The organism is Streptomyces marokkonensis (genome assembly GCF_039539045.1).
Lineage (GTDB): Bacteria > Actinomycetota > Actinomycetes > Streptomycetales > Streptomycetaceae > Streptomyces > Streptomyces marokkonensis.
Window position 1 is genome coordinate 12,618 of the sequence record NZ_BAABCQ010000035.1, and the last position, 26,115, is coordinate 38,732.

24 protein-coding genes are annotated in these 26,115 nt (G+C 72.6%); 15 read left to right on the top strand and 9 right to left on the bottom strand.

Going from position 1 to position 26,115, the window contains the following annotated elements:
- Window positions 1-88: 88 nt before the first annotated feature.
- Window positions 89-2,953, top strand: coding sequence for an FAD-linked oxidase C-terminal domain-containing protein (locus tag ABEA26_RS11695; RefSeq protein ID WP_345591703.1), 2,865 nt, complete (start codon window positions 89-91; stop codon window positions 2,951-2,953).
- 50 nt (window positions 2,954-3,003) lie between these two features.
- Here ABEA26_RS11695 and ABEA26_RS11700 read toward each other — a convergent pair whose 3' ends face one another.
- From ABEA26_RS11700 to ABEA26_RS11710, 3 genes are all read right to left on the bottom strand, one after another.
- Window positions 3,004-3,375, bottom strand: a complete 372-nt coding sequence (locus tag ABEA26_RS11700) for a VOC family protein (protein ID WP_345591704.1) — start codon at window positions 3,373-3,375, stop codon at window positions 3,004-3,006.
- Between the two features lie 136 nt (window positions 3,376-3,511).
- Complete coding sequence (locus ABEA26_RS11705; RefSeq protein WP_345591706.1) at window positions 3,512-3,805, bottom strand: hypothetical protein; 294 nt, start codon at window positions 3,803-3,805, stop codon at window positions 3,512-3,514.
- Entirely contained in the window at window positions 3,802-4,053 is a 252-nt protein-coding gene (locus tag ABEA26_RS11710; protein WP_345591708.1) for a hypothetical protein, read from the bottom strand. The genes ABEA26_RS11705 and ABEA26_RS11710 overlap by 4 nt, the downstream gene beginning before the upstream one ends.
- 157 nt (window positions 4,054-4,210) lie before the next feature.
- Between ABEA26_RS11710 and ABEA26_RS11715 the strand changes: the two genes are divergently transcribed.
- The 3 genes from ABEA26_RS11715 (at window position 4,211) to ABEA26_RS11725 (ending at window position 5,767) form a co-directional block, all read left to right on the top strand.
- The gene (locus ABEA26_RS11715) at window positions 4,211-4,462 is read left to right on the top strand and encodes a GntR family transcriptional regulator (protein ID WP_345591710.1); all 252 of its coding nucleotides are present in this window, start codon (window positions 4,211-4,213) and stop codon (window positions 4,460-4,462) included.
- 54 nt (window positions 4,463-4,516) lie between these two features.
- A complete protein-coding gene (locus ABEA26_RS11720) occupies window positions 4,517-5,332 on the top strand; it encodes a class I SAM-dependent methyltransferase (RefSeq protein WP_345591711.1) in 816 nt (271 codons plus the stop codon).
- Window positions 5,333-5,497: 165 nt separating this feature from the next.
- Window positions 5,498-5,767, top strand: a complete 270-nt coding sequence (locus tag ABEA26_RS11725; RefSeq protein WP_345591714.1) for a GntR family transcriptional regulator — start codon at window positions 5,498-5,500, stop codon at window positions 5,765-5,767.
- A gap of 222 nt (window positions 5,768-5,989) precedes the next feature.
- Here ABEA26_RS11725 and ABEA26_RS11730 read toward each other — a convergent pair whose 3' ends face one another.
- The 3 genes from ABEA26_RS11730 to ABEA26_RS11740 form a co-directional block, all read right to left on the bottom strand.
- Window positions 5,990-6,565 carry a dihydrofolate reductase family protein gene (locus tag ABEA26_RS11730; protein ID WP_345591716.1) on the bottom strand — a complete coding sequence of 192 codons (576 nt, stop codon included), beginning with the start codon at window positions 6,563-6,565 and terminating at the stop codon, window positions 5,990-5,992.
- 153 nt (window positions 6,566-6,718) lie between these two features.
- Entirely contained in the window at window positions 6,719-7,171 is a 453-nt protein-coding gene (locus ABEA26_RS11735) for an NUDIX hydrolase (protein WP_345591718.1), read from the bottom strand.
- Window positions 7,172-7,270: 99 nt separating this feature from the next.
- Window positions 7,271-7,834 (bottom strand): TetR/AcrR family transcriptional regulator, encoded by a 564-nt coding sequence (locus tag ABEA26_RS11740; RefSeq protein ID WP_345591720.1) that lies wholly within the window; start codon window positions 7,832-7,834, stop codon window positions 7,271-7,273.
- On the opposite strand from ABEA26_RS11740, the gene ABEA26_RS11745 reads away from it, so the two are divergent.
- Together ABEA26_RS11745 and ABEA26_RS11750 are read left to right on the top strand one after the other, a co-directional pair.
- Window positions 7,797-8,303: a zinc-binding dehydrogenase gene (locus ABEA26_RS11745; RefSeq protein ID WP_345591722.1), complete on the top strand. Its 507-nt coding sequence runs from the start codon at window positions 7,797-7,799 to the stop codon at window positions 8,301-8,303. The genes ABEA26_RS11740 and ABEA26_RS11745 overlap by 38 nt on opposite strands.
- Window positions 8,304-8,601: 298 nt before the next feature.
- The gene (locus ABEA26_RS11750) at window positions 8,602-9,588 is read left to right on the top strand and encodes an EamA family transporter (RefSeq protein ID WP_345591723.1); all 987 of its coding nucleotides are present in this window, start codon (window positions 8,602-8,604) and stop codon (window positions 9,586-9,588) included.
- Between the two features lie 105 nt (window positions 9,589-9,693).
- On the opposite strand, the gene ABEA26_RS11755 is transcribed toward ABEA26_RS11750, so the two are convergent.
- Window positions 9,694-10,026: a hypothetical protein gene (locus ABEA26_RS11755; RefSeq protein ID WP_345591725.1), complete on the bottom strand. Its 333-nt coding sequence runs from the start codon at window positions 10,024-10,026 to the stop codon at window positions 9,694-9,696.
- A 10-nt stretch (window positions 10,027-10,036) separates the two neighbouring features.
- Window positions 10,037-13,507 (bottom strand): ALF repeat-containing protein, encoded by a 3,471-nt coding sequence (locus tag ABEA26_RS11760; RefSeq protein ID WP_345591727.1) that lies wholly within the window; start codon window positions 13,505-13,507, stop codon window positions 10,037-10,039.
- Between the two features lie 289 nt (window positions 13,508-13,796).
- Here ABEA26_RS11760 and ABEA26_RS11765 point away from each other — a divergent pair, with 289 nt between their 5' ends.
- From ABEA26_RS11765 to ABEA26_RS11800, 8 genes are all read left to right on the top strand, one after another.
- Window positions 13,797-14,306, top strand: a complete 510-nt coding sequence (locus tag ABEA26_RS11765; protein ID WP_345591729.1) for a hypothetical protein — start codon at window positions 13,797-13,799, stop codon at window positions 14,304-14,306.
- A gap of 264 nt (window positions 14,307-14,570) precedes the next feature.
- A complete protein-coding gene (locus ABEA26_RS11770; RefSeq protein WP_345591730.1) occupies window positions 14,571-15,365 on the top strand; it encodes a TIGR03084 family metal-binding protein in 795 nt (264 codons plus the stop codon).
- Window positions 15,362-17,065: an acyclic terpene utilization AtuA family protein gene (locus ABEA26_RS11775; protein ID WP_345591731.1), complete on the top strand. Its 1,704-nt coding sequence runs from the start codon at window positions 15,362-15,364 to the stop codon at window positions 17,063-17,065. The genes ABEA26_RS11770 and ABEA26_RS11775 overlap by 4 nt, the downstream gene beginning before the upstream one ends.
- A complete protein-coding gene (locus tag ABEA26_RS11780; protein WP_345591732.1) occupies window positions 17,062-18,660 on the top strand; it encodes an acyl-CoA carboxylase subunit beta in 1,599 nt (532 codons plus the stop codon). Before ABEA26_RS11775 ends, ABEA26_RS11780 begins: the two co-directional genes overlap by 4 nt.
- A gap of 114 nt (window positions 18,661-18,774) precedes the next feature.
- Window positions 18,775-20,625: an acetyl/propionyl/methylcrotonyl-CoA carboxylase subunit alpha gene (locus ABEA26_RS11785; protein WP_345591759.1), complete on the top strand. Its 1,851-nt coding sequence runs from the start codon at window positions 18,775-18,777 to the stop codon at window positions 20,623-20,625.
- Between the two features lie 96 nt (window positions 20,626-20,721).
- Window positions 20,722-21,906: an acyl-CoA dehydrogenase family protein gene (locus ABEA26_RS11790; protein ID WP_345591734.1), complete on the top strand. Its 1,185-nt coding sequence runs from the start codon at window positions 20,722-20,724 to the stop codon at window positions 21,904-21,906.
- Window positions 21,907-22,207: 301 nt separating this feature from the next.
- On the top strand, window positions 22,208-22,954 hold the full coding sequence (locus ABEA26_RS11795) for an enoyl-CoA hydratase family protein (RefSeq protein WP_345591735.1): 747 nt from the start codon (window positions 22,208-22,210) through the stop codon (window positions 22,952-22,954).
- Window positions 22,942-23,649, top strand: a complete 708-nt coding sequence (locus tag ABEA26_RS11800; RefSeq protein ID WP_345591736.1) for a TetR/AcrR family transcriptional regulator — start codon at window positions 22,942-22,944, stop codon at window positions 23,647-23,649. The genes ABEA26_RS11795 and ABEA26_RS11800 overlap by 13 nt, the downstream gene beginning before the upstream one ends.
- Here ABEA26_RS11800 and pdxH read toward each other — a convergent pair.
- Window positions 23,639-24,331, bottom strand: a complete 693-nt coding sequence (gene pdxH, locus ABEA26_RS11805) for a pyridoxamine 5'-phosphate oxidase (RefSeq protein ID WP_345591737.1) — start codon at window positions 24,329-24,331, stop codon at window positions 23,639-23,641. The genes ABEA26_RS11800 and pdxH overlap by 11 nt on opposite strands.
- 287 nt (window positions 24,332-24,618) lie before the next feature.
- Here pdxH and ABEA26_RS11810 point away from each other — a divergent pair, with 287 nt between their 5' ends.
- Entirely contained in the window at window positions 24,619-25,719 is a 1,101-nt protein-coding gene (locus ABEA26_RS11810; protein ID WP_345591739.1) for a citrate synthase 2, read from the top strand.
- Window positions 25,720-26,115 lie beyond the last annotated feature (396 nt).

Sequence of the window (26,115 nt, forward strand, 5' to 3'; positions counted from 1 at the left end):
GAAACCGAACGGGGAGATGTCCGTCCGATGAGACGAGATTCTCCGTCTCGCGGACCTGTGCCGAGCTACAAGACCCCATCCTGGACGCATGACCGATCTGGAGGCAGCACTGCGCGGGGCCGTCCGGGGCGAGGTCGGGTTCGACGTCACCTCCCGGGCCCTGACGACCATGGACGCGTCCAACTACCGACGGGTCCCGCTCGGCGTGGTGGCGCCGAGGGACACCGACGACGTGGCAGCCGTACTGGAGGTGTGCCGGACGCACGCGGTACCGGTCGTGGCGCGGGGCGGCGGCACGTCGATCGCGGGGCAGGCGACCGGCACGGGTGTCGTCCTGGACTTCACCCGCCACATGGACCGGCTGGTCTCCCTCGACCCCGATGCCCGCACGGCGGTCGTCCAGCCCGGCCTGGTCCTCGACCGCCTCCAGGACGCCGCCGCCCCGCACGGCCTGCGCTTCGGCCCCGACCCGTCCACCCACAGCCGCTGCACGCTCGGCGGAATGATCGGCAACAACTCGTGCGGCTCCCACTCGGTGGCGTGGGGCACGACGGCGGACAGCGCGCACGAGCTGACGGTGCTCACCGCGCGCGGTGAGCGGCTGCGGCTCGGGCAGGAGTGGGCAGGGGCGCCGGAGGGCCTGCGCGAGCTGGTCGACGGCGACCTGGCACGCCTGCGCACCGGCTTCCCCGACCTGCCCCGCCGTATCTCCGGCTACGCGCTGGACGCGCTGCTGCCGGAGCGGGGCGCGGACGTCGCCCGCTCCTTCTGCGGTTCGGAGGGCACGCTGGGCGTGCTGACCGAGGCGGTGGTCCGGCTGGTCGAGGCGCCGCGCGCGCGGGCGCTGGCGGTGCTCGGATACGCCGATGAGGCCGGGGCGGCCGAGGCGGCGGCCGGGCTGCTGCCGCTGGGCCCGCTGACAGTGGAGGGCATGGCGGCGGACCTGGTGCCGGATTCGGCCGCGGCCCTGCTGCCCCGGGGCGGGGCGTGGCTGTTCGTGGAGACGGGCGGCGAGTCGGCGGCACAGGCACGCGCGCGTGCGGAGGCGGTCGTGCGTGCGGCCGACGTGGTGGACGCGCTGGTGGTGACCGAACCGGCCGGGCAGCGGACGCTGTGGCGGATCCGGGAGGACGCGAGCGGCACGGCGACGCGGATGCCGGACGGCTCGGAGGCGTGGCCGGGCTGGGAGGACTGCGCGGTGCCGCCGGCCCGTCTGGGCGCCTACCTGCGGGACTTCCGGGGTCTGCTGTCCGCCCACGACCTGCGCGGCACGCCGTACGGGCACTTCGGCGACGGCTGCATCCACGTACGCGTCGACTTCGACCTGCTGACGGCCGCCGGGATCGCCCGCTTCCGCCGCTTCTCCGAGGAACTGGCCGACCTCGTCGTGGCGCACGGCGGCTCGCTGTCCGGCGAGCACGGGGACGGGCAGGCGCGGGCGGAACTGCTGCCGAGGATGTACGGGCAGGAGACCGTCGCCCTCTTCGAGCGCGCGAAGGCCGTCTGGGACCCGGACGACCTCCTCAACCCGGGCATGCTGGTCCGCCCGGCCCCGCTCGACGCGAACCTCCGCTTCTCCGTCCTGCCGCGCGAGCCGGTGGACGTGGCCTTCGGCTACCCGTCGGACGGGGGCGACTTCTCGGCGGCGGTACGGCGCTGCGTCGGCGTCGCCAAGTGCCGTACGACGTCGGTGTCCGGGTCCGGGGTGATGTGCCCGTCGTTCCGGGCGACGGGGGACGAGGCGCACTCCACGCGCGGACGGGCCCGCCTGCTTCACGAGATGCTCGCCGGAGAGCTGGTGACCGACGGCTGGCGCTCCACGGAGGTCCGGGACGCCCTCGACCTGTGCCTGTCCTGCAAGGGCTGCCGCTCCGACTGCCCGGTCGAGGTCGACATGGCCACGTACAAGGCGGAGTTCCTGCACCACCACTACGCCGGCCGCCGCCGCCCGGCCGCCCACTACGCGATGGGGTGGCTGCCGGTGTGGCTGCGCTGGGCGGCGCGGGCGCGTGCGGCGCCGGTCGTCAACGCACTGGCGGGCGTGAGGCCGCTGGCCGCGGTGGTGAAACGGCTGGGCGGGATCGCGGGCGAGCGGGACGTGCCGAGGCTGGCGGGGGAGACGTTCAGCCGGTGGTGGCGCGGGCGGCGGCCCGTCGCCGGGGGCTCCGGCGAGCTGGTGGTCCTGTGGCCCGACACCTTCACCGAGCACCTCTCACCCTCCGTGGGCCGGGCGGCCGTACGGGTGCTGGAGGCGGCGGGACTGCGGGTGGTGCTGCCGCCGACGCTGCGGGGACGCGCCGTGATCGGCGACGGTACGACGAAGTCGGCGGCCTCGCTCCTGACCGCCCGCCGGGGCCGGGTCTGCTGCGGCCTGACGTACGTCTCCACGGGCCAGCTGGACCGCGCCCGAGCGGTGCTGCGCCGCACCCTGGACCTGATGGCCCCGGTGCTGGAGACGTCCGCGCCGGTCGTCGTCCTGGAACCGAGCTGCGCCGCCGCCCTGCGCACCGACCTGCCCGAGCTGCTGCACGACGACCCGCGAGCGGCTCGGCTCGCCGCCCGTGTCCTGACCTTCGCGGAGGCCCTGGAGCGCCACGCCCCCGGCTGGGCCCCGCCCGCCGTGGACCGCCCGGCCACCGGCCAGACCCACTGCCACCAGCACGCGGTCCTGGGCGACGCGGCCGACCGCCGCCTGCGCGAGGCGGCCGGCCTGACCGGCGAGCTGAGCGGCGGCTGCTGCGGCCTCGCGGGCAACTTCGGCTTCGAGAAGGGCCACTACGAGGTGTCGGCCGCCTGCGCGGAGGACCAGCTGCTCCCGGCGGTGCGCGAGGCCCCGGACGGGGCGGTGGTCCTGGCGGACGGCTTCTCCTGCCGGACGCAGCTGGAGCAGCTGGGCGGGGTGCGGGGGCGACATCTGGCGGAGGTGCTGGCGGAGGTGCTGGAGGGGGAGTGACGGGGTGACGGGCGGGTGGCGGCAGTCCCACCGCCGGGGAAGGTCGCTGATCAGCCTCGGCAGATGCAGAAGGGGTGACCGGCCGGATCGGTGAGTACCCGCGCCCTGGCAGCCTCGTGAGGCTGGTGATCCGGCTTCCCCGCGCCCAGCTCCAGCAGCCGGGCCTCGGCCTCGTCCAGGTCCGCGACGTAGAAGCAGAGGTGCAGCTGCTGGGGAACGTCCTGCCCGGGCCAGACCGGAGCCCGGTAGTCGTCGACCCGCTGAAATCCGATGAAGAGGCCGTCCTCACGGTTGAGCCCCGCGAAGCCGGCATTCGACTTCGGGTGCGGCTCGAGACCGGTGGCCTGCTGATAGAACGCCGCCAGAGCCGGCGGGTCGGGACAGTCGAGGGTTATCGCGGCCAACCTCATCTGCGGCGTCATGGCGTCTCCGAGCCGATCGGTGAACCTTCGGGTGGACACCCTAGAGGCAGCGGGCGTGGCCTCGCTCTGCTCACAGACGCCCGGGTCAGGAAGGCCCCGCAGGAGGAGTCGGGGCCGCCAACCGGGCGTCTGTCTCTCAGTTCGCCGAGCCGCAGGTTTCCAGCCGTCGGCCGCGGCTCTCGGCCACCCGCAGGACGTCGGCGAGGCACTCCGCCAGTCGCTCGGCGAGGTAGCGAAGCTCGCCGTTCGGAGCGTCCGGGAGGAGACAGCGGGCGTGGTCCAGGAGTTCGAAACCCATCCCGAGCTGGGTCGACTCCGTGGTGTCGGCCAGCCGTGAGACCGGGCCGCCGTCGTTGTCGGTGATCAGGTAACAGGGCTTGCCCTCGGGGCCGGACCAGGGGAGCAGGCGGGGCTCGGGTGGCTGGGTCATGCCGCCACCTCCAGCTCGTACGGCGCGTCCACGAGGACGTACGGGCGTACGGCCACGGTCTCGACTCCGTCGAGGACGGAGGGGAGGCCGTAGGGGCTGCGGTGGGGGGGAAGAGGGGCCATGCCATCGGTGGCCGGGTGGTCCGGGGCGGTGTGTGCCGCCGGGTGCGGGCCGGTGCGGCGGTGAGTGCCTCGGGGTTTGAGCAGCAGGCTCAACCACGTGACGAGGCGGCCGATAGGCTCGGTCATGTCATCAGCTCCGATCAGGATTCGGCTGGTGGCCACGCCCCCGGACGGCTCCACCCGTCGCGGGGGTCTGACGGTGATCCACGATATGCGAAGCATTCTAGGCATGCTAGGTGTCCTACGTATCGCGTATCGCGCTAAGAATGCTCATGCTGATTTAGTGATCGAGTTTGTTCCCGACATCCCCCGCTGGCGGCAGGTCGCCGAGGTGGTGCGTGGCCGCATAGTCGACGGCACCTACCCACCTCGCACGCGCGTCCCTTCCGTCGTGCAACTCACCGCGGAGTTCGGGATCGCCAACGCGACGGCACACAAGGTCCTACGTGCGTTGCGCGAGGAGGGGCTGACATACACGGAGCCGGGCCTCGGCTCGTTCGTTGCCCACCGGCCTGGGGGTAGTGGCGAGGCGTAGTACGAGGTTCGTGCTGTATGGACCGCTCCGCCCGGCGGCCACCAGAATGCACGGATGACAAGCCTTGAGGTAACGCCGGAGATCCTGAGATTCTACAGCGAGAGCGTCGACGAGGCGGACCGGTTGGTCACTACTGCCGACGGGCGTCTGGAGATGGTACGTACGCAGGAGTTGCTGCGCCGCCACCTCCCCCAGGCTCCGGCTCGGGTGCTCGACGTCGGCGGTGGTCCTGGCACACACGCGCGCTGGCTCGTCGAAGACGGGTACGCGGTTTGCTTGGTGGACCCCATTCCCCGTCACGTGGAGCAGGCCAGGGTCACGGGCGCGAGCGCCGAACTCGGTGACGCCAGAAGCCTCACGGCCGACACCGACTCCTACGACGTCGTGCTCATGCTGGGCCCGATGTACCACCTACCGGAGCGGGCGGACCGGGACCGCGCACTGGCAGAGGCCCGCCGTGTGCTCAAGCCCGGCGGGCTGCTGGCGGTCGCCGGTATCAACCGGTACGCGTCGCTGTTCGAGCACGCGGCGTACGCACACCTGCACAAGGAGCAGATGAAGGACAGCATCGGCAACATCCTCGCCACCCAGGTCCATGACGGGAAAAGGGCGTTCACGACGGCGTACTTCCACAGCGGGGAGCAGTTGCGGGACGAGGTGGCGGCGGCAGGCTTCGTCGGCGCGGACGTCTTCGGGATCGAGGGACCCGCATGGTCCCTGCTGGCAGCGGCGGAGCGGAACACCGGCCAGTCGTTCCGCGAGTCGAGCCTGTTCGAGTCGGTCCTCACCGCTGCCCGTATGGCCGAGCCTTACCCGGAGTTGCTGGCGGCGAGTTCGCATCTGCTGGCCTTGGGGCGCCGACAGGAGTGAAGGGTGGGGCCTGCTGTGTCCAACTGCGCTGAACGGCCGCCCCGGTGTCACTTCACCGGGCCTCCGTCCGCGATCTGCCGGAGGACGGTCAGGTTTTGGCAAGTGCATGCGAAAAGCGAAAGACTTTCACAGGCAAGGAAGTTGGCCGACGTGAGTATCCATCGCATGACTCCCGAGCTTGACCGCACTCGTCCCGTCTGGCGGCAGGTCGCCGCTGCCATAGAGGTGCGCATCGCGGACGGCACCTGTCCCGTGGGCGCGCGGGTTCCTTCGGTGGTCGCGTCGGCGGCCGAGTTCGGTATCGCCGCGTCGACCGCTCAGAAGGCGCTGGCCCATCTCAAAACGGAGGGCCTGATCCGAGCCGAGGTCGGTCTCGGCTCCTTCGTCGCCGAGCGGTCGGCTGCGCAGGATGGTGACATTGGCCCGTGTGCTTGACCGGAACCGCGTGACGGCCTCGTCGCGTGATCATTCGTATGGGTGGTTCGGATGACCGAGGCTGTACGGGGACAGCTTCGACGACACCGAGGGGCTGCGTTTGTTGATGGGGGGGGCGGGGGGATTGCCCATTAGGACCCAGGGGTCAAAGGGGCTCCGGCGGGCCCGGGCCCGCCGGGCCCGCCGAGCGGGCCGGAGAGCCCATAGGTTCCGGCCGGGGCCTCAGGACGCCGCCCGCCCCGCCACGCGGTAGCGCAGGTGGACGACCCGTGAGCTGAAGGTGCGGGTCTCGACGAGTTCGAGGTCCACCCGGCGCTCGTCCCTGGGAAAGAACGGGATGCCGCCGCCGACCAGTACCGGGTAGACCATGATCCGGTACTCGTCGATCAGGCCCGACGCGGCCGCCCCGGCGGCGAGTGTCGCGCCGCCGATCGCGATCTCGCCCTCCCCGGGTTCGGCCCGCAGCCGCTCGATCTCCTCCGCCAGGTTCCCGGAGGCCAGGCGGGCATGGCCCCGCACCTCCGACAGCGTGGTGGAGAACACCACCTTGGGGAGCGGATTCCAGAGCGCGGCCCATTCGCGCTCGGAGTCGTCGAGCGACAAGTCCTGGTCGGCGGTCTCCCAGTACAGCATCGTCTCGTACAGCCGTCGTCCCAGCAGATGGACGTCGACCTGCCGGATCTCGTCGATCCAGTGGCGGAAGACGTCGTCGCCGGGCGCCGTCCAGTCGAAGTCGCCGTCCGGCCCGACGATGTAGCCGTCGAGCGAGACGCCCATCGAACAGGTCACGCTGCGCATCGGAAGACCTCCTCGGTACGGCTTCGGCCGTCGGCTTCGACCGTACGCCGGTCCCGCCGGGGCCACTTCTCGAAGCGGTACTTCAGGTGCGTGGCCGTGGGCGTGTGGACCACCCGGGTGGGTTCGGTCGGAGATCGGCACGGCGGAGGTGGTTCAGACCGCAGTCTCGCCCCGTACCAGCGGACCGCACGCCGGCTGCACGCCCTCGGGGAGGTCGTCCGGGCGGCACCAGCGGGCCTCCAGGATCTCGAAGGGGTCGACGCGCAGCTCGCCGCCCAGCAGGCGGGCCTCGTAGGCCACCTCCAGGCGGGTGCGGAAGCCGCTGTTCATCATGACCAGGCGGCCCACCTCCACGTCGAGGCCGGTCTCCTCCCCGACCTCGCGGACCACGGTCTCCCGGAAGTCCTCGCCCTTGTGCGCGAAGCCGCTCGGCAGGCCCCACTGGCGGCCCGGCGGCCACATCCGGTGCTTCAGCATCAGTACCCGCCCCTCGTCGTCGCGCACGACGCCGGTCACGCCGACGACGAACTTGGCGTTGAGGAACCACATGACGCGGCTCTGGAAGGGACGCAGCAGCCGCCAGAGGCGGGCAAGGAGTCGTCGCACGTGACCTCGGGAGTGTGGTGGGGGCGGCGGGCATCGGCATTCGCCAAGGGGACGGTACCCGCCGTGGTGCCCGGCCGGCCGACCGTCCCCCGGTGGCTGTCAGGAGCCTTCCGGGGATGTGGCCCCGCGTTCGCAGGCGTGGGAGCGCACGCCCGTGAGCGTGATGTCCAGCAGCCGGTCCGCCTGCGTCCCGTCGTCGTCCTCCTCCGTGACGAGGTTGATGGCGCTGACGAGGGCGAGCAGGTCCTCGGCGCGGATGCCGGCGCGCACCGTGCCCGCCCGCCGGGCCCGCCGGAGCAGTTCGTCCGCCGCGGCGGTGATCATCGCCGCGCAGCCGTCGTCGTCCGTCAGCAGGCCGGCGTCCGGGCTGTCGCGCAGCAACGACCCGACGAGGCCGTGGCCGGCGGCCGCGTACGCGTTGAAGTCGCGTAGCCAGGAGAAGAGCGCGGTGCCCGGATCGCTGCCCCGGGCGTGCTCACCGGCCCGGGAGCACAGCGCTTCGACGCGCTCGCGGAAGACGACCTCCAGCAGCGAGCGCCGTGAGGGGAAGTACCGGTGCAGGGTCGCCGAGCCCACCCCCGCCCGGCGGGCGATCTCTTCGAGGGAGGCGTTGGTGCCGTGGTTGGTGAACGCTTCCTCGGCGGCGGCGACGATAACGGACAAGGCGCGCCTCGCCCCCGGGGAGCGGCTGCTGGTCCGCGGTGCCACCGGGGGTGTCGGCAGTGTCGCCGTGCAGTTCGGCGACGCGGCCCTGGACTACCGCACGACCCGGCCGGAGGACCTCGGGCGCTTCGATGTCGTCGTCGACGTGGTGGGCACCGACCTCGGCGCCTACCGGGCCCGGCTCGACCGGCGGGGGCGCATGGTCGCTCTCGCCTTCGACCCGGACCGTATCGTCATGTCCATGGTCGGTACGGGGTTGCGGGCGGCCCTGCGACCCCGGCGGAGCAAGCTCTTCAGCAACAACCCCTCGGCGGAGCGCATGGCGGAGCTGACCCGCTGCGTCGAGAGGGGGGACATCCGTCCCGTGATCCATGCCGTCCTGCCGATGGACGACGTCGCCGAGGCGCACCGCAGGCTCGAAGCGGGAGGCGTGCGCGGGAAGTACGTCGTGGACATGGGACGTCCGTAGCGGTCCGCTGGCCTCCGGCCCCCGCCTCCCGCCCCTGCCGCGACCGCCTTCCGGGGCCCGTGGGGCTCGGTCCGTATGGCGGACGGAATGGCGGACGGAGTTGACCCGGGTGGGGAGGGGGATTCATCGTCAGGTGCGTAATCATTGCATGGTCCTGTCCGGAGGTCATTACTCTGGACCGGTCGGGGCAGTGCGACGTGCGACGTGCCATTCGCGACGTGCGAGTGCGGCGCGCGATTCGCGCTGCGCGATGCCCGGCAGAGGTTTCGTTCTCCGCACCACGTCCCAGGAAGGCCCCGTGACCAGCCCCAGCGCCGCCACCCCGTCCACCCCGGCCGCTGCCGCCGCACCCGCGGGCGGCCCGGGGGCCACGTCCGCCCCGCCGGACACCCCGAGCGGCCGGGGCTCCCTCGGGCCGGTCGGGCTGGTCCTCGCCGGTGGCCTCTCCGTGCAGTTCGGCGCGGCGCTGGCCGTGAGTCTCATGCCCCGGGCCGGTGCGCTCGGCGTGGTGACGCTGCGGCTGGCCGTGGCCGCCGTCGTCATGCTTCTGGTCTGCCGTCCCCGGCTGCGCGGGCACTCCCGGGCCGACTGGGGCACGGTCGTCGTCTTCGGTATCGCCATGGCCGGCATGAACGGCCTCTTCTACCAGGCCGTCGACCGCATCCCCCTCGGCCCCGCCGTCACCCTGGAGGTGCTCGGCCCGCTCGCCCTGTCCGTCTTCGCCTCCCGCCGCGCGGTCAACCTGGTCTGGGCCGCGCTCGCCCTGGCCGGCGTCTTCCTCCTCGGGGGCGGCGGCTTCGAGAGCCTCGACCCGGCCGGTGCCGCCTTCGCGCTGGCGGCGGGCGTGATGTGGGCGGCGTACATCGTCTTCAGCGCGCGCACGGGGCGCCGCTTCCCGCAGGCCGACGGGCTGGCCCTCGCGATGGCGGTCGGCGCGGTGCTGTTCCTGCCGCTGGGCATCGCCGAGTCGGGCGGCAAGCTCATCGAACCGTCCACGCTCGCGCTGGGTGCCGGGGTCGCCCTGCTCTCCTCCGTCCTGCCCTACACCCTCGAACTCCTCGCCCTGCGCCGCCTGCCCGCGCCCACCTTCGCCATCCTCATGAGCCTGGAACCCGCCATCGCCGCGGCGGCCGGTTTCCTCATCCTCGACCAGGCCCTGTCCGCCACCCAGTCCGCCGCCATCGCCCTGGTCATCGCGGCCAGCATGGGGGCGGTGCGGTCCCAGGTGGGGCGGGGCAGCCGCGCGAAGCGACAGGTGCCGGGGCCGGGGGAAGAGGGACGGTAGCGCTGCCGAAGCGCGTCGCGGAAGACCTGCGTGCGGGTGACGAGCCGCCGCGACGGGGCGGGGAGCGGCAGTAGCCCCACACCACCACCGGGACCGTGACGGAACTCAGCCGGCCGTGAACCAACAGATGTCGATGAAGTCGATCGGGTCGTCGTAGCTCTTCATCTCACGGGCGACGCGGTCCAGCGCCTCCTGTCTGGGGACGTCCCAGGGGATGACGTCCTCTCCTTCCCGAGAGCTCATGTCACCGATCCGTACTCCCTGATCGAGCATGTCGCCGATCAGCCGGAGAGTGACCCGCTGAATCTCGTCCTCGCCGCTTCCCCGGCCCGCTGCCTTTTCCGCTGCGTCGCGGAGCGGAACGAAGTACATCGGCGCCATGTGTGCGTAGCGCACGAGGTAATCGAGTTCTTTTTCGTAGAGAGTGCGTTCCGGCACAGTAGCCTCCTCAGTGTTTGGCATGGTACCTCTTGAGTCCGAGTTCCCTTTCCAGCTCCTTGGTGAAATCGATCGTCCAGTCTCCGGATCCGGAACTGGAACTGAAGTTGCGGTAATTGACGTTTCCCTGGTCGAGTTTCCACACCTGTACCGTGCCCTTCCCGGCCACGGGCTTCATGAGGTCCGGCTCACCCAGCTCGTCGCGGAGTCTGGCCGCCACCGCCTTGAGCTCGTCCGGGGTGATCATGTAGACGCCGGGGGAATCCTCCACACCGAGGGGCTTTCCGTCCTTCAGTGCCGCGTTCTTCGCCTTGCCGAGCTTGCCCAGCCGCGAAACGGTGACGGCATCCTGGACTTCCTCCAGACCCTCCTTGAGGAGTTTTCCGCCCTTCACCGCGGGAATGGGCAGGAACCCCATCGCGAACATGGCGCACTTGCCGAGCGTGGGATCCTTCGCGCAGTCCTTCGCGTCATTGAGTGGGGTGACGCTCCAGACGATCTCCTTGAGCGTGGGATCGACGGGAGGGAGCTGGACGGGCTCGCCGCGGGAAGCGGCCCCGTACGCGCAGGGCGGGAGGCTGTCCCGGGTGGGGTAGAGGTAGCAGGTGCTCTCCGGCTCCGGCTCCTTCTCCCGTTCCGCCTTGCGCCGCTCCTCGGCCTGCTGCCGGGCTCGGGCCTCCTCGGCCTCACGCAGCTCGACCACACGGCTCCAGGCGCCGGCCGCCGCCGCCTCCGCCTCGTCGGCGCTCTTGCCGGCAGCGAGCGCGGAGGTGCGTGCCTCGTCCGCCGCCTCGTCGGCCATGGCGGCGGAGGACCGGGCGTAACGGGCGGAGAACTCCGCCTGGGCAGCGGACTCCGCGGCGGCGACGGCGTCCTGTTCGGCCCGGTCGGCCGCCGCGCGGGCGGTGGTGGCCGACTGCCTGGCACTGGCGGCGCTGCTCGCGGCCGCGTCGGCCGCCGCATCGGCGTCCACGGCGTACTCGGCGGCCTTGTCGGCGCTGTCCTGTGCCTGGGCCGCGGCCAGGTCCGCCTCGGCGGACGACTGGTTGGCCCGGGCCGCGGCCTCGGCGGCGAGCCAACGGTTCTCCTGGGCCTTGGCGGCGATGACGCCGCCTTCGGCGAGGAGCCGCTGGACCTGTGCGACGTGGGTACTCGCGAGCTGGTCCTTGCGGTCGGCCATGTACTGGCCGACCTCGACGAAGTCGTGCAGCTGGTTCGCCGGCCCTGACATGGCGACCTTCGCCGCCGACCGGACTTCGGCGCCGCCGGTGTTGACCAGTCGGCTCGCGGTCACGCGTTCGTCCGCGTTGAGCGCCGTGTACTGCCCGCTGTTGACGAAGTCGAGCAGAGCCCGGGCGCTACCGTCGGCCAGCGCCTTCTCGGCGGCTTCCCTGACACCCGGACCGCCGGTGTTGTGGATCTGGGAGACCTTGACCCGGTAGTCCGCGAACCCGGCCTCGTACTGGCCGGTGGTGTAGAAGTCGCGGATCTCCTGATCGGTGCCCGCGAGCGCCTCGGTGGCGGCCGTACGCACCGAGGAATAGGGGCTGTCGGACGCCAGGTGGGAAACCTGCTGGCGCACCTCGTTCCGGTCTGCTTCCTTCCAGCCGGTACGCAGGTACTCCAGCACATCGCCGTCGGTGCCGGAGAGTGCCTCGGCCGCGGCGTCCTGACGCCAGGTGCCGAAGTACTTCATGGCCCGCAGCGCCACGGCGCGGCCCTGCCGGGCCAGTGCGGCGGTGTCGGCGTCGGGACGGGCCGCCTCGGCAGCCAGGGCGGCGGTGTCCTCCGCGATGGCATGGCCCTCGACCACGCTGGCGGACGCCTCGACGGTGAATTCGTCGGTGGTCGCCTTCCCGGTCTTCGCCCTCTCGATCGCCGCGGTGGTGCGTGTGGCGAGGTCCTCGGCCTCGACCTCGCGGGCGAGGGCGAAGGTCTCGCGGGCGGTGGCCACCGCGGTGGTGGCCGCGTCGGCCGCGACCTTCGCGGCGTTGGCCAGCTTGGTCGCCTCGGCGGCGGCGTCCTGTGCCTCGCCGGCGTGCTGTGCCGCCTCCTCCGCGGCGACGGCCGCGTTGTTGGCGTGCGTGGCGGCCGAGTTCGCCGCGTCCCGCGCCTCGGCCGCGGCGGTGGCCGACTTGCGTGCGAGGGTCTCCGCCGCGGTGGCGGCACGGTTGGCCTCCGCCGCGTGGCGGCGCGTCTCCGCCGCCGCGGCCCTCGCCTGGGCCGAGGAGGCGCCGGCTGCGGCGGCGTGATCGGCCGCCTCGTCGGCGGCGTCGGCGGCGGCGTCGGCGTTGCCGCCCGCGTTCTTCGCCGCGGCCACCGCGTTGGCGGCGGCCAGGGACGCCCTGCCGGCCTGCTCGGCTGCCTTGCCCGATTCGATGGCCAGGTTCGCCGCCGCCTTCGCGGCCTTGGCCATGTCGGAGGCATGCTGTGCCTGGTTCTTGTCCTTGCCCGCGGCGATCGCCGCGTTGTAGGCACGGGCCGCCGCGTCGGCGGCGGCAGCCGCGGCGCTGGCGGTCTGCGCGGCGGCCAGCGCCGCGATGCGCGCGGACCGGGTGGCGGCATTGGCCGAGTCGATCGCCGTCTGGGCGGCGGCCGCGGCTGCGCGGGCGGCGTCGGCGGCCTGCTTGGCCTTCACCGCGGCGCGGCCCGCGTCGTCCTTGGCCGCAGCGGTTTCCGCGGCCGCCTTTTGTGCGGCCTGCTTGGCCAGATCGGACGCGGCCTCGGCCTTGGCGGCCGACTCCTGGGCGGCCTTCGTCGCGTCCTCCGCCTGCTTGCCCGACTGCTTGGCCTGCTCGGTCAGCTGGGCGATGGTGGCGTGTTCCTGGTCGCGGTTGCGCGCGACGAACTGCCCTACTTCGAGGAACTCGATGATGTCCGCGTAGGTGCCCTGCAGCGCCAGCTTCGCGGCTGCCTTCACGTTCGGTCCGCCGCTGTTGTACAGCTTCGAGACCTGTACCCGGTCATCGGCCTGCCGCGCCGTGAACTGGGTCTGTTCGAGGAACTTCTCGACGTCCTCGGGCGTGCCCTTCAGCGCCGCCTCGCCGGCGTCCTGCACGCCGGGACCACCCAGGTTGACCACGCGTGAGACCTCGACGCGCCGGTCCTGCCGGTGCGGTGCCTTCCAGCCGCCCTTCAAGAAAGCGTGCAGGTCCTCCGGTGCGCCGGCCAAAGCGCTCTTGGCCGCCTCACGCACCGCAGGGCCGCCCGCGTTGAGGATGCGGCTCGTGTCCACCTTGTCGTCGGCCAGCTGGAGGGAGTCCTTGGCGGCGAGGAACTGCTCGATGTCCTCCGCGGACCCGACGAGTGCCCGTTCGGCCGCCTCCCTGACGCCCGCGCCGCCGAACGTCCAGGCGTGAACGGTCAGCGCGCGGCTGGAAGCCACCGGTTCGGTCCCGTCCGCCGCGGTCGCGGGCGACGCCGCCAGCAGCCCGGCTCCGACCGCGCCGGCGAGCAGGACCGCACAGGTTCTGTGGAGCATGCCCTGCCGGGGCGGTGCGCCTCTCGGCCTTCGGCCGTTCCGTACAGGACGTCTCAGTATCTTCACTTGACTCTTCTCGGTTCGTAAGGACCACGCTCTGCCTCCACCTCGGGTCAGCCCGAGCGGAAGTCGGCAAAGCGGAAGGCCGAGTTGATGTGCCCCATCGCCATCTCTGCGACGAGAAACAGCACTTCACGGCATGCTCGCGGGATTCTTACATGTGCTTTACTTTCGCGATGCGGAGGGGGAAGACTCTCGGCTGACGGGTGCTCATCGAGGAAGGAAGCACATGCTGATACCGCGTGACCGCAGGGGAGTCGTCCTGGGGGTGTCCGGTGTTCTCGCGCTGGGCCTGGGGGTTGTGACCATGACCACTGGTGCGCAGGCGACCCCCCGGGCCGCAGACCAGGCGGCGGACGTGGCCGGGATCCCCTACGCGGTCGAGGACTTCAACTATCCCGGGGCGGACCGGATCCTCGAAGAGCGGGGCATCACCCTCAAGCGGGGTGACGGCCACATCACGTTGGTGCCGTGCACCGATACGTGGAACATCAAGATCGAGTCACGCCTGGACAACGGTGGTTACTGCTTCCGTGCCACCACCGGGTCGGGCTATCTGTCGTTGGAGCTGCCCGACGCGTACGGAGTGTGGACCGAGGACCGCCCGGTCGAGGCGACGTTGACCGCCGAGGGCAGGGAAACGGTCGTCAAGGTGCCCAGCAACGAGTACCAGCCGGTCGGCGAGTCCGGCGACACCGGGCTGCGTTCCGTTCTGGTCGAACTCCGCGTCACCGGCTGAGAACCGGTCGGCCATCCTGCGGGCCGGCCCGCGAGGGCCGGCACCGTCGTCCGCCACGACTGCACCGGTGACGGCCGCAGCGACCTGGCAGACCGTCCCGTCCCGGGCCGGCCGGAGCCGGAGCCGGAGCCGCGTCGGCCGGCGGCGGAGACCGCCGTAGTGTCGGCGGCCGAATTCATGCAAGCGTGCTTGATTGTTTCCTGCCCCGCTGCCATGCTCCCCACCACACCGCGCCGCACGCCGCCGTGCCCGAGGGGAGCGCCCGTGTCCGACCCGACGCCCGTGATCGACGACCTGCGCGAGGAGAGCGAGGAAGTCGACGCGCTGGTCGCCCGGTTGAGCCCCGGGGAGTGGTGCCTCGCCACCCCCGCGCCCCGCTGGACGGTCGCCCACCAGATCGCGCACCTGGCCTGGACCGACCGGTCGGCCCTGCTGGCCGTCACCGACGAGGACGGCTTCCGCGTCCTGGCGGAGCAGGCCCTCGCCGCACCCGGCCGGTACGTCGACGACGGCGCCGACGAAGGTGCCCGGCGAGCCCCCGCCGAGCTGCTGGCCGCCTGGCGGGAGGGCCGCGCCGCCCTGGACAAGGCGCTGCGCGAGTCGGCCCCCGGCGCCCGCTTCCCCTGGTACGGCCCGCCCATGGCCGCCGCCTCCATGGCCACCGGCCGCCTGATGGAGACCTGGGCCCACGGCCTCGACATCGCCGACACCCTCGGTGTGACGCGCCCACCCACCGACCGTCTGAGGCACGTCGCCCGCATCGGCGTGCGCGCCCGGGACTTCGCCTACGCCACCCATGGCCTCACCCCGCCCGCCGAGCCGTTCCGCGTGGAGCTCACCGGCCCCGGCGGCGACGTGTGGGCGTACGGCCCCGGTGACGCGGCGCAACGCGTCACCGGCCCCGCCCTCGACTTCTGCCTCCTCGCCACCCGGCGCGCCCACCGCACCGGCCTCGCCCTCACCGCCGAGGGCCCGGACGCCGACCGCTGGCTGGACATCGCCCAGGCCTTCGCAGGGCCGCCGGGAGCGGGACGGAAGCCGGGGGAGGACCGGCGATGAAGGGGGTGAAGGGGGCGAAGGAGCCGCTCCGCATCGGCAACGCCTCCGGCTTCCACGGCGACCGCTTCGACGCCATGCGCGAGATGCTCACCGGCGGCCCGCTGGACGTCCTCACCGGCGACTACCTCGCCGAGCTGACCATGCTGATCCTGGGCCGCGACCGGCTGAAGGACCCCGGCGCCGGGTACGCCCGCACCTTCCTGCGGCAGCTGGAGGAGTGCCTCGGCCTCGCCCACGACCGGGGCGTGAAGATCGTCAGCAACGCCGGCGGACTCAACCCCGCCGGACTCGCCGACGCCGTACGCACCCTCGCCGACCGCCTCGGCATCCCCGTACGGGTCGCGCACGTCGAGGGCGACGACCTCACCGCCGCCCACCCGGGAGCACTGGCCGCGCACGCCTACCTCGGCGGGTTCGGCATCGCCGAGTGCCTGCGCGCGGGCGCCGACGTGGTCGTCACCGGGCGGGTCACCGACGCCGCCCTGGTCACCGGGCCCGCCGCCGCGCACTTCGGCTGGGCGCCGACCCAGTACGACCGGCTGGCGGGCGCGGTCGTCGCCGGACACGTGCTGGAGTGCGGGGCACAGGCGACCGGCGGGAACTACGCGTTCTTCGGCGAGGGCGGCGCCCTGCGGCCCGGCTTCCCCCTCGCCGAACTGCACGAGGACGGCAGCAGCGTCGTCACCAAGCACCCCGGCACCGGCGGCCTCGTCGATGTCGGCACCGTGACCGCGCAGCTCCTGTACGAGACGGCCGGGGCACGGTACGCGGGGCCGGAGACCACGGCCCGCCTGGACACCGTACGGCTCACGCGGGACGGCCCCGACCGGGTGCGGATCGACGGCGTCCGGGGCGAGGCCCCGCCCCCGGAGCTCAAGGTCGGGGTCAACCGCCTCGGCGGCTTCCGCAACGAGGTCGTCTTCGTCCTCACCGGCCTGGAGATCCCGTCCAAGGCGGCGCTGGTACGACAGCAGATGCGCGACTTCTTCGCCGCGTCCGGGTCACGTCCGGCCGAGGTGAGCTGGGATCTGGCCCGGACCGACCGGCCCGACGCCCCCACCGAGGAGACGGCGAGCGCCCTGCTGCGGCTCGTCGTGCGCGACCCCGAGCAGGAGAAGGTCGGCCGGGTACTGAGCGCGGCCGCCGTCGAACTGGCGCTGTCCAGCTACCCCGGCTTCCACCTGCCGGCGCCTCCGGGCAAGGGCGCCCCGTACGGCGTGTTCGAGGCCGCCCGCGTGCCGCGGGACGCCGTGGACCACGTCGCCGTCCTCCACGACGGGCGCCGGGTCCCGGTACCGGCCGCCCGGGACACCGCCGTACTGGCGGACGTACCGGAACCGCCCCTGCCGGAGCCCCTCCCGCCCGGCCCCGTCCGCCGCGCCCCCCTCGGTCTCGTCGCCGGCGCCCGCAGCGGCGACAAGGGCGGGGACGCAAACGTCGGCGTCTGGGTCCGGACCGACGACGCCTGGCGCTGGCTCGCGCACGAACTGACCACAGACCGGTTCCGGGAGTTGATCCCCGAGGCCCGAGACCTGCCCGTCACCCGGCACCCGCTCCCCAACCTGCGCGCCGTCAACTTCGTCGTCGAGGGCATCCTCGGCGAGGGCGTCGCCGCCCAGCACCGCTTCGACCCCCAGGCCAAGGCGCTCGGCGAATGGCTGCGCGCCCGGCACGTGGACATCCCGGAGGTCCTCCTGTGACCGTCCTCGCCTCAGCCCTCGACCCCACCGCCCCCGACCACCGGGCGAACCGCGCGACCATGCTCGCCGGTCTCGCAGACCTCGACGCCGAACACGCCAAGGCACTGGCGGGCGGCGGCGAGAAGTACGTCGCCCGGCACCGGAAACGCGGCAAGCTCCTCGCCCGCGAGCGCGTCGAACTGCTCCTCGACCCCGACACGCCCTTCCTGGAACTGTCGCCGCTGGCGGCCTGGGGGAGTGAGTACACCGTGGGCGGCTCCCTCGTCACCGGCATCGGCGTCGTCGAGGGCGTCGAGTGCCTGATCACCGCCAACGACCCGACCGTGCGCGGCGGCGCCAGCAACCCCTGGTCGCTGAAGAAGGCCCTGCGCGCCAACGACATCGCGCTCGCCAACCGGCTGCCCTGCGTCAGCCTGGTCGAGTCCGGGGGCGCCGACCTGCCGTCGCAGAAGGAGATCTTCATCCCCGGCGGCGCGATCTTCCGGGACCTCACCCGGCTGTCGGCGGCCGGCATCCCCACCGTCGCCGTCGTCTTCGGCAACTCGACCGCCGGGGGCGCCTACATCCCCGGCATGTCCGACCACGTGATCATGGTCAAGGAGCGTGCCAAGGTGTTCCTCGGCGGGCCACCGCTGGTCAGGATGGCCACCGGCGAGGAGAGCGACGACGAGTCGCTGGGCGGCGCCGGGATGCACGCCCGCACCTCGGGTCTCGCCGACCACTTCGCCGTGGACGAACCGGACGCGCTGCGGCAGGCCCGCCGCGTCGTCGCCCGCCTCAATCACCGCAAGGCGTACGCCGACCCGGCCCCCGCCGAGCCCCCGAAGTACGACCCGGAGGACCTGCTCGGCATCGTCCCCGCCGACCTCAGGGCCCCCTTCGACCCGCGCGAGGTCATCGCCCGCATCGTCGACGCCTCCGACTTCGACGAGTTCAAGCCCCTGTACGGGACGAGCCTGACGACCGGATGGGCGGCCCTGCACGGCTACCCGGTCGGCATCCTCGCCAACGCCCGGGGCGTCCTGTTCAGCGAGGAGTCGCAGAAGGCCGCCCAGTTCATCCAGCTCGCCAACCAGCGCGACATCCCACTCCTCTTCCTGCACAACACCACCGGCTACATGGTCGGCAAGGAGTACGAGCAGGGCGGCATCATCAAGCACGGCGCGATGATGATCAACGCGGTCGCCAACAGCCGCGTGCCCCACCTGTCCGTCCTCCTCGGCGCCTCCTACGGAGCCGGCCACTACGGCATGTGCGGCCGCGCCTACGACCCCCGCTTTCTCTTCGCCTGGCCCAGCGCCAAGTCCGCCGTCATGGGCCCGCAGCAGCTCGCCGGAGTGCTCTCCATCGTCGCCCGCCAGTCGGCCGCCGCGAAGGGAGTGCCGTACGACGACGAGGGCGACGCGGCGCTGCGCGCCATGGTGGAGCGGCAGATCGAGTCCGAGTCGCTGCCCATGTTCCTGTCCGGGCGGCTCTACGACGACGGCGTCATCGACCCGCGCGACACCCGCACCGTGCTCGGCCTGTGCCTGTCCGCCATCCACACCGCGCCCTACGAGGGCGTGCGCGGCGGCTTCGGCGTCTTTCGGATGTGAGCGATGTGAGCGATGTGAGGGGAACACACTGTGACCAGCGAGGGAAACCCTGTGACCAGCGAGGGAAACCCTGTGACCGGTGAGGAAAGCCCGGTGACCGGCGAGCGGAACACCGTGATCAACACCGTCCTCGTCGCCAACCGGGGCGAGATCGCCTGCCGGGTCTTCCGCACCTGCCGTGCGTCGGGGATCCGGACGGTCGCCGTGTACTCGGACGCCGACGAGAACGCCCTCCACGCGCGCGTCGCCGACGCGGCGGTACGACTGCCGGGCGCGGCCTCCGCCGACACCTACCTGCGCGGCGACCTGATCGTGAAGGCCGCGATCGCCGCCGGCGCCGACGCCGTCCACCCCGGCTACGGCTTCCTCTCCGAGAACGCCGGCTTCGCCCGTGCCGTCACCGACGCCGGCCTGACCTGGATCGGACCACCCCCCGAGGCCATCGAGGCGATGGCGTCCAAGACACGCGCCAAGGAACTGCTGGGCGTCACGCCCCTCGGCCCGGTCACCGAGTCGGACCTGCCGGTGCTGGTGAAGGCCACGGCGGGCGGCGGCGGACGCGGCATGCGCGTCGTACGGCGCCTCGCCGACCTCGACGCCGAACTGACCGCCGCCCGCGCGGAGGCGGCGAGCACCTTCGGAGACGGCTCGGTGTTCGTGGAGCCCTACGTCGAGAACGGCCGCCACGTCGAGGTGCAGATCCTCGCCGACACCCACGGCACGGTATGGGCACTCGGCACCCGGGACTGCTCCCTCCAGCGCCGCCACCAGAAGGTGATCGAGGAAGCCCCCGCCCCGGGTCTGAGCGACGAACTGACGGCGGAACTCCACACGCTGGCCGTGCGCGCCGCCCGCGCCGTCGACTACACCGGCGCCGGGACCGTCGAGTTCCTCATCGCGGACGGCGGGGCACACTTCCTGGAGATGAACACCCGCCTGCAGGTCGAACACCCGGTGACGGAGGCGGTCTTCGGCCTCGACCTCGTCGCCCTCCAGCTCCGTATCGCCGAAGGCCACGCCCTCGGAACCGATCCCCCACGCGCACGCGGCCACGCCGTCGAGGCCCGCCTGTACGCCGAGGACCCGGCGAACGGCTGGGCCCCGCAGACCGGCCGCCTGCACCGCCTCACCGTGCCCGACGGCATCCGCCTCGACACCGGCTGCACCGACGGCGACGACATCGGCGTCCACTACGACCCGATGCTCGCCAAGGCCGTCGCCCACGCACCCACCCGCGCCGAGGCCGTCCGCCGCCTCGCCGGCGCCCTGGAGCGGGCCGCGATCCACGGCCCGGTCACCAACCGCGACCTCCTCGTCCGCTCCCTGCGTCACGAGGAGTTCACCTCCGCCCGCATGGACACCGGCTTCTACGACCGCCACCTGTCCGCCCTCACCGGGCCCGCCCCCGACCCCCTCGCCCCGCTGGCCGCCGCCCTCGCCGACGCGAGCGCCCGCGCGGGCCGGTTCGGCGGCTGGCGCAACCTGCCCTCGCGGCCCCAGGTGAAGCGGTACGCCACGGCGGGCGAGGAACACGAGGTCCACTACCACCACACCCGCACCGGCCTCACCGCCGACGGCGTACGCGTCGTCCACGCCGACCCGCACATGGTCCTGCTGGAAGCGGACGGCGTACGGCGCACGTTCGAGGTGGCGGCGTACGGCGACCAGATCCACGTCGACGCCACCCGCCTCACCGCACTGCCCCGCTTCCCCGACCCCACCGCCCAGCACACCCCCGGCTCCCTTCTCGCCCCCATGCCGGGCACCGTCGTCCGCGTCGCGGAAGGGCTCACCCAGGGGGTGACGGTCCAGGCCGGCCAGCCCCTCCTGTGGCTGGAGGCGATGAAGATGGAACACCGGATCACCGCCCCGGCCACGGGCACGCTCACGGCCCTCGACGCCGAGCCCGGCAGGCAGGTGGAGGTCGGCGCACTGCTGGCCGTAGTAGTGGAAGACGCCGAGTAGAGGGAGACGCCGAGCAGGGGCGGGGCCCGCAGGGAACGCACGGCTCCGCCGCGTGAGAGCGACCAGCCACACACCTCCCGGATCTGAAGGAGCACAGTGACCACCCTCATCGAACCCGAAGAGCACACGTACCTTCGCGAAGCGGTAGCGGACTTCACCAGGAACTACGTCCGTCCCCCCGGCGCCGACAGCAGGCACTTCTGGCAGGCGGCGGCCAAACTGGGCTACATCGGCGTCAACCTGCCGGAAGAGTACGGCGGCGGTGGCGGTGGCATCGCCGAACTCTCCATCGTCCTGGAGGAGATGGGCGCCGCCGGCAACCCCCTGCTGATGATGATCGTCTCCCCGGCGATCTGCGGCACCGTCATCTCCCGCTTCGGCACCGAGGCCCAGAAACAGGACTGGCTCCCCGCCCTCGCCGACGGCACCCGCATGATGGCCTTCGGCATCACCGAACCCGACGCCGGCTCCAACAGCCACCGCATCACCACGACCGCCCGCCGCGACGGCGACGACTGGCTGCTCACCGGCCGCAAGGTCTTCATCAGCGGTGTCGACATCTGCGACGCCACCCTCGTCGTCGGCCGCACCGAAACCGTGCCCACCGAAGAGGGCCGCACCGGCAGGCTCAAGCCCTGTCTGTTCATCGTCCCCCGCGACACCCCGGGCTTCGAGCGCCGCGCGATCGACATGGAACTGGACGCCGACGAGACGCAGTTCGAGCTGACCCTCGACGACGTACGGCTGCCCGCCGACGCGCTCGTCGGTGGGGGCTCCTCCCACGCCTCCGGCAGCGGGGGAGAGGACGCGGGTCTCCTCCAGCTCTTCGCCGGCCTCAACCCCGAACGCATCATGACGGCGGCCTTCGGCATCGGCATGGGCCGCTACGCGCTCTCCCGCGCTCTCGACTACGCCCGCGAGCGCACCGTGTGGAAGACCCCCATCGGCGCCCACCAGGCCATCGCCCACCCCCTCGCCCAGGCCCACATCGACCTCGAACTGGCCCGCCTGATGATGCAGAAGGCCGCCCACCTCTACGACGCCGGTGACGACATCGGCGCCGGGGAGGCCGCCAACATGGCCAAGTACGCCGCAGGGGAGGCCTGCGTGAAGGCCGTCGACCAGGCCGTGCACACCCTCGGCGGCAACGGCCTCACCCGTGAGTTCGGTCTGGCCTCGCTGATCACGGCGTCGCGCGTGGCCCGTATCGCCCCGGTGAGCCGGGAGATGATCCTCAACTACGTCTCCCACCAGACCCTGGGCCTGCCCAAGTCGTACTAGGGGGTGCCGTTGGAATCTTGCCGGTGGGCTCCGCCCTGTCGCTCTCCTCCGCCTCGCAGCCGCCCGCACCGGACCCCGCTCGGCTGCGACGGCAAGGCACCGTTTCCGGAGCCGACCTGATCCGAACGACACCCCCCAGCCTCTCCGGCCACCCGGCCGCCCCTGGAGGAACCGTGTTCCGCAGCGAGTACCCAGACGTCCCGCCCGCCGATCCGCCCCTCCACGACGCGGTGCTCGACCGCGTCGCCGCCGCCCTCGCCGAGACCGGCGGAGGGCGGCGCCCGTGACCGGGGAAGCACCCGTGAACCGGAAAGCGCCCCTGGTCGGCCGCACCCGCGCGCGGGGCGTCGAGATCCTCACACTCGACTCGCCGCACCACCGCAACGCCCTCTCGGCCGCCCTCGTCGGCGACCTGGCCGACGCCCTCACCGACGTCGGCCGGGACACCGGCGTCCGCGCGGTCGTCCTCACCCACACCGGCAACACCTTCAGCGCCGGCGCCGACCTGCGCGACCCGCCCGGGCCGGACGCCCTGGCCGGCCTGCTCCGGCAGATCACCGAGCTGCCCAAGCCGGTCGTCGCCCGCGTCGCCGGGCACGTCCGCGCGGGCGGCCTCGGACTGCTCGCCGCCTGCGACATCGCGGGGGCGTCCACGGAGTCGACGTTCGCCTGCACCGAGGTCCGCGTCGGCGTGGCCCCCGCCGTGATCTCCCTGCCCCTCCTGCCCCGCACCGACCCCCGCGCCCTCGCCCGCTACTACCTCACCGGGGAGCGCTTCGGCGCCGCCGAGGCCGCCCGGATCGGCCTGGTCACGGTGGCCGGCGACGACGTGGACGCCGTACTCGAACCCGTACTGGACGGTGTGCGCCGTGCCTCACCGCAGGGCCTGGCCGAGACGAAGCGGCTGCTCACGGCTAGGGTGCTGGAGGCCTTCGACCGGGACGCGGCCGACCTGGCAGCGCTTTCGGCCCGGCTGTTCGCCTCCCCGCAGGCCCGCGAGGGGATGACGGCCTTCCTCGAACGACGGGATCCTCCATGGGTGGTGTGAGCGGCGCCGTGAACACGGCCGACCGCGCGGAGCGCGTTCCCAAACAGGACCGCAGCCGGGCCACCCGGCGACGGCTCCTCGAAGCCGCCGTGTCCTGCCTCGCCGAACGCGGCTGGGCCGGCTCCACGGTCTCCGCCGTCGCCGAACACGCCGGAGTCTCCCGAGGCGCCGCCCAGCACCACTTCCCGACCCGCGAGGACCTCTTCACTGCGGCCGTGGAATACGTGGCGGAGGAACGGTCCGTCGCGCTGCGCGCCCTGTCCCCCGAGGGACCGGCGGCCGGGGACCGCCGGGTCGTGGTGTCCGCCCTGGTCGATCTCTACACCGGCCCGCTGTTCCGCGCCGCCCTCCACCTGTGGGTGGCGGCCTCCGACGAGGAACAGCTGCGCGGCCGGGTGACCGAGCTGGAGGCCCGCGTCGGCCGCGAGACGCACCGCATCGCCGTCGACCTCCTCGGCGCCGACGAGAGCCGCCCCGGCACCCGCGAGACCGTCCAGGGCTTCCTGGACATGGCCCGCGGCCTGGGCCTCGCCAACCTCCTCACGGACGACGCGGGCCGCCGGGAACGGGTGGTCGAGCAGTGGGCGCGGCTGCTGGACGGGGCGCTGGACCGAGGCGGGGCAGCGCCCCGGTCGACCGCCTCGGCGACGGACCCGGCGTCCGCGACGACGCCTCAGCCGCCGTTCACGGACTGAGCCGCTCCACCCGCCAGCCTCCGTCCCCGTCCCCGTCGGCCACGTACCGCAGCCGGTCGTGCAGCCGGTTCTCCCGCCCCTGCCAGAACTCCACCGCCCGCGGCACCACCCGGAACCCGCCCCAGTGCGGCGGCGCCGGCACCTGCTCGCCCTCCGGATAGCGCGCCGCCAGCTCGGCGTACGCGGCGTCCAGGGCGCTCCGGCCGGCCACCACCGAGGACTGGGCGCTGGCCCAGGCGCCCAGCTGGGAGCCGTGCGGCCGGGTTCGGAAGTACGCGGCGGTCTCGTCCCGCCCGGTACGCCGCGCGACGCCCGTCACGATCACCTGCCGGGCCATCGGATGCCAGGGGAACAACAGCGAGACGTGCGGGTTCTCGCCCAGCTCGCGCGCCTTGCGGGAGTCGTAGTTGGTGTAGAAGACGAACCCCCGCTCGTCGAAGTGCTTCAGCAGCACCGTGCGGGAACTGGGCCGGCCCTGTGCGTCCGCCGTGGAGACGACCACGGCGTTCGGCTCGAACAGCCCGCCCTCCGTCGCGGCCTGCTTGAACCAGCGGGCGAACTGCTCGACCGGGGTGGCGGCGAGCTCGGCCTCCAGGAGCCCTTCGGCCCGGTACTGCTTGCGCATCGAGGCGAGATCGAGGGGGACGGCGGGGCCGGACGGAACGGCATCACGGTCGGTCACGCGGCCATCCTGCCGTATCCGCGCCGATCCCTCCGTGTCCTTCGTCACCCCGTGGCACTGAGTGCCGCAACCACTCCCCAAACGTGGCACTCGGGGATATCGTGCTTGCTCCCGATCCGGTTGGATGACCGTCGGCCGAACGGGGCATCACAGGGGTGACCGCCAGGACCGCCAGGACCGCGAGTCGACGAGACGACCGTGGATCCGAGGGACTCGAAGGGGGTCCCGGGGCGACCGCACCGCCTCCGCACAGGTCGCCACACATCACGATCACGAGGAGCCGCCTGATGTCCGACTTCGTACCCGGGCTCGAGGGAGTCGTCGCGTTCGAAACGGAGATCGCCGAACCCGACAAGGAGGGCGGCGCCCTCCGCTACCGCGGCGTGGACATCGAGGACCTCGTCGGGCACGTCTCCTTCGGCAACGTCTGGGGACTGCTCGTCGACGGCGCCTTCAACCCCGGCCTGCCGCCCGCCGAGCCCTTCCCCATCCCCGTCCACTCCGGTGACATCCGTGTCGACGTACAGTCGGCGCTCGCCATGCTCGCACCGGTCTGGGGCCTCAAGCCCCTCCTGGACATCGACGCCGAGCAGGCCCGCGCCGACCTCGCCCGCGCCGCCGTCATGGCCCTGTCCTACGTCGCCCAGTCGGCCCGCGGCCAGGGCCGGCCCATGGTCCCGCAGCGCGAGATCGACAAGGCGAACTCGATCACCGAACGCTTCATGATCCGCTGGCGCGGCGAGCCCGACCCCAAGCACGTCGCCGCGGTCGACGCCTACTGGACCTCCGCCGCCGAACACGGCATGAACGCGTCCACCTTCACCGCCCGCGTCATCGCCTCCACCGGCGCCGACGTGGCCGCGGCCCTCTCCGGCGCCGTCGGCGCCATGTCCGGCCCGCTGCACGGTGGCGCCCCCTCCCGCGTCCTGCACATGATCGAGGAGATCGAGCGCACCGGCGACGCCGAGGCCTACGTCAGGAAGACCCTCGACGCAGGCGAGCGCCTCATGGGCTTCGGTCACCGCGTCTACCGCGCGGAGGACCCCCGGGCCCGCGTCCTGCGCCGCACCGCCCGCGAACTGGGCGCACCCCGCTTCGAGGTCGCCGAAGCTTTGGAGAAGGCCGCCCTGGCGGAGCTCCACGCCCGCCGCCCCGACCGCGTCCTGGCCACCAACGTCGAGTTCTGGGCGGCCATCATGCTGGACTTCGCCGAGGTCCCGGCCCACATGTTCACCTCGATGTTCACCTGCGCCCGCACGGCCGGCTGGTCGGCCCACATCCTCGAGCAGAAGCGCACCGGCCGCCTGGTCCGCCCCTCCGCCCGCTACGTGGGCCCCGGCTCCCGGGACCCGCGCGAGATCGAGGGCTACGCCGACATCGCCGACTGACGGTCACGCGCGGTCGCGGAACGCAGACGACCCGCGAGTCAGGTTCCTCCAGTGGAGGAGCCGGCCGGACGTACCGGCGACTCGCGGGTCGGGTGACTGCCTGGGATTGGGCCGGCTGCACGCGTCTCGCACGCGCTGGTCCGGCACCCGCACAGGATGTGGTGACGGGCCGCTAGCCCGCAGCCACCTCTTCCGTCCGGTATTCATACATCTGCCGAACCACCTCCCTTCTGAAGTGACAACCACACTAGGAAGCCGACCGGCATCGTTCAACCCTTTTTTTCGGGTCGGCCTTCGGCCGCGTGAGACCGTGGCAGGGGGTGGCGGCACCCGGCATGACGGGGGCGTATGCCGAGTTTCCGCGGTACAACGATTTTCGCAATCTTGCGGGAACTC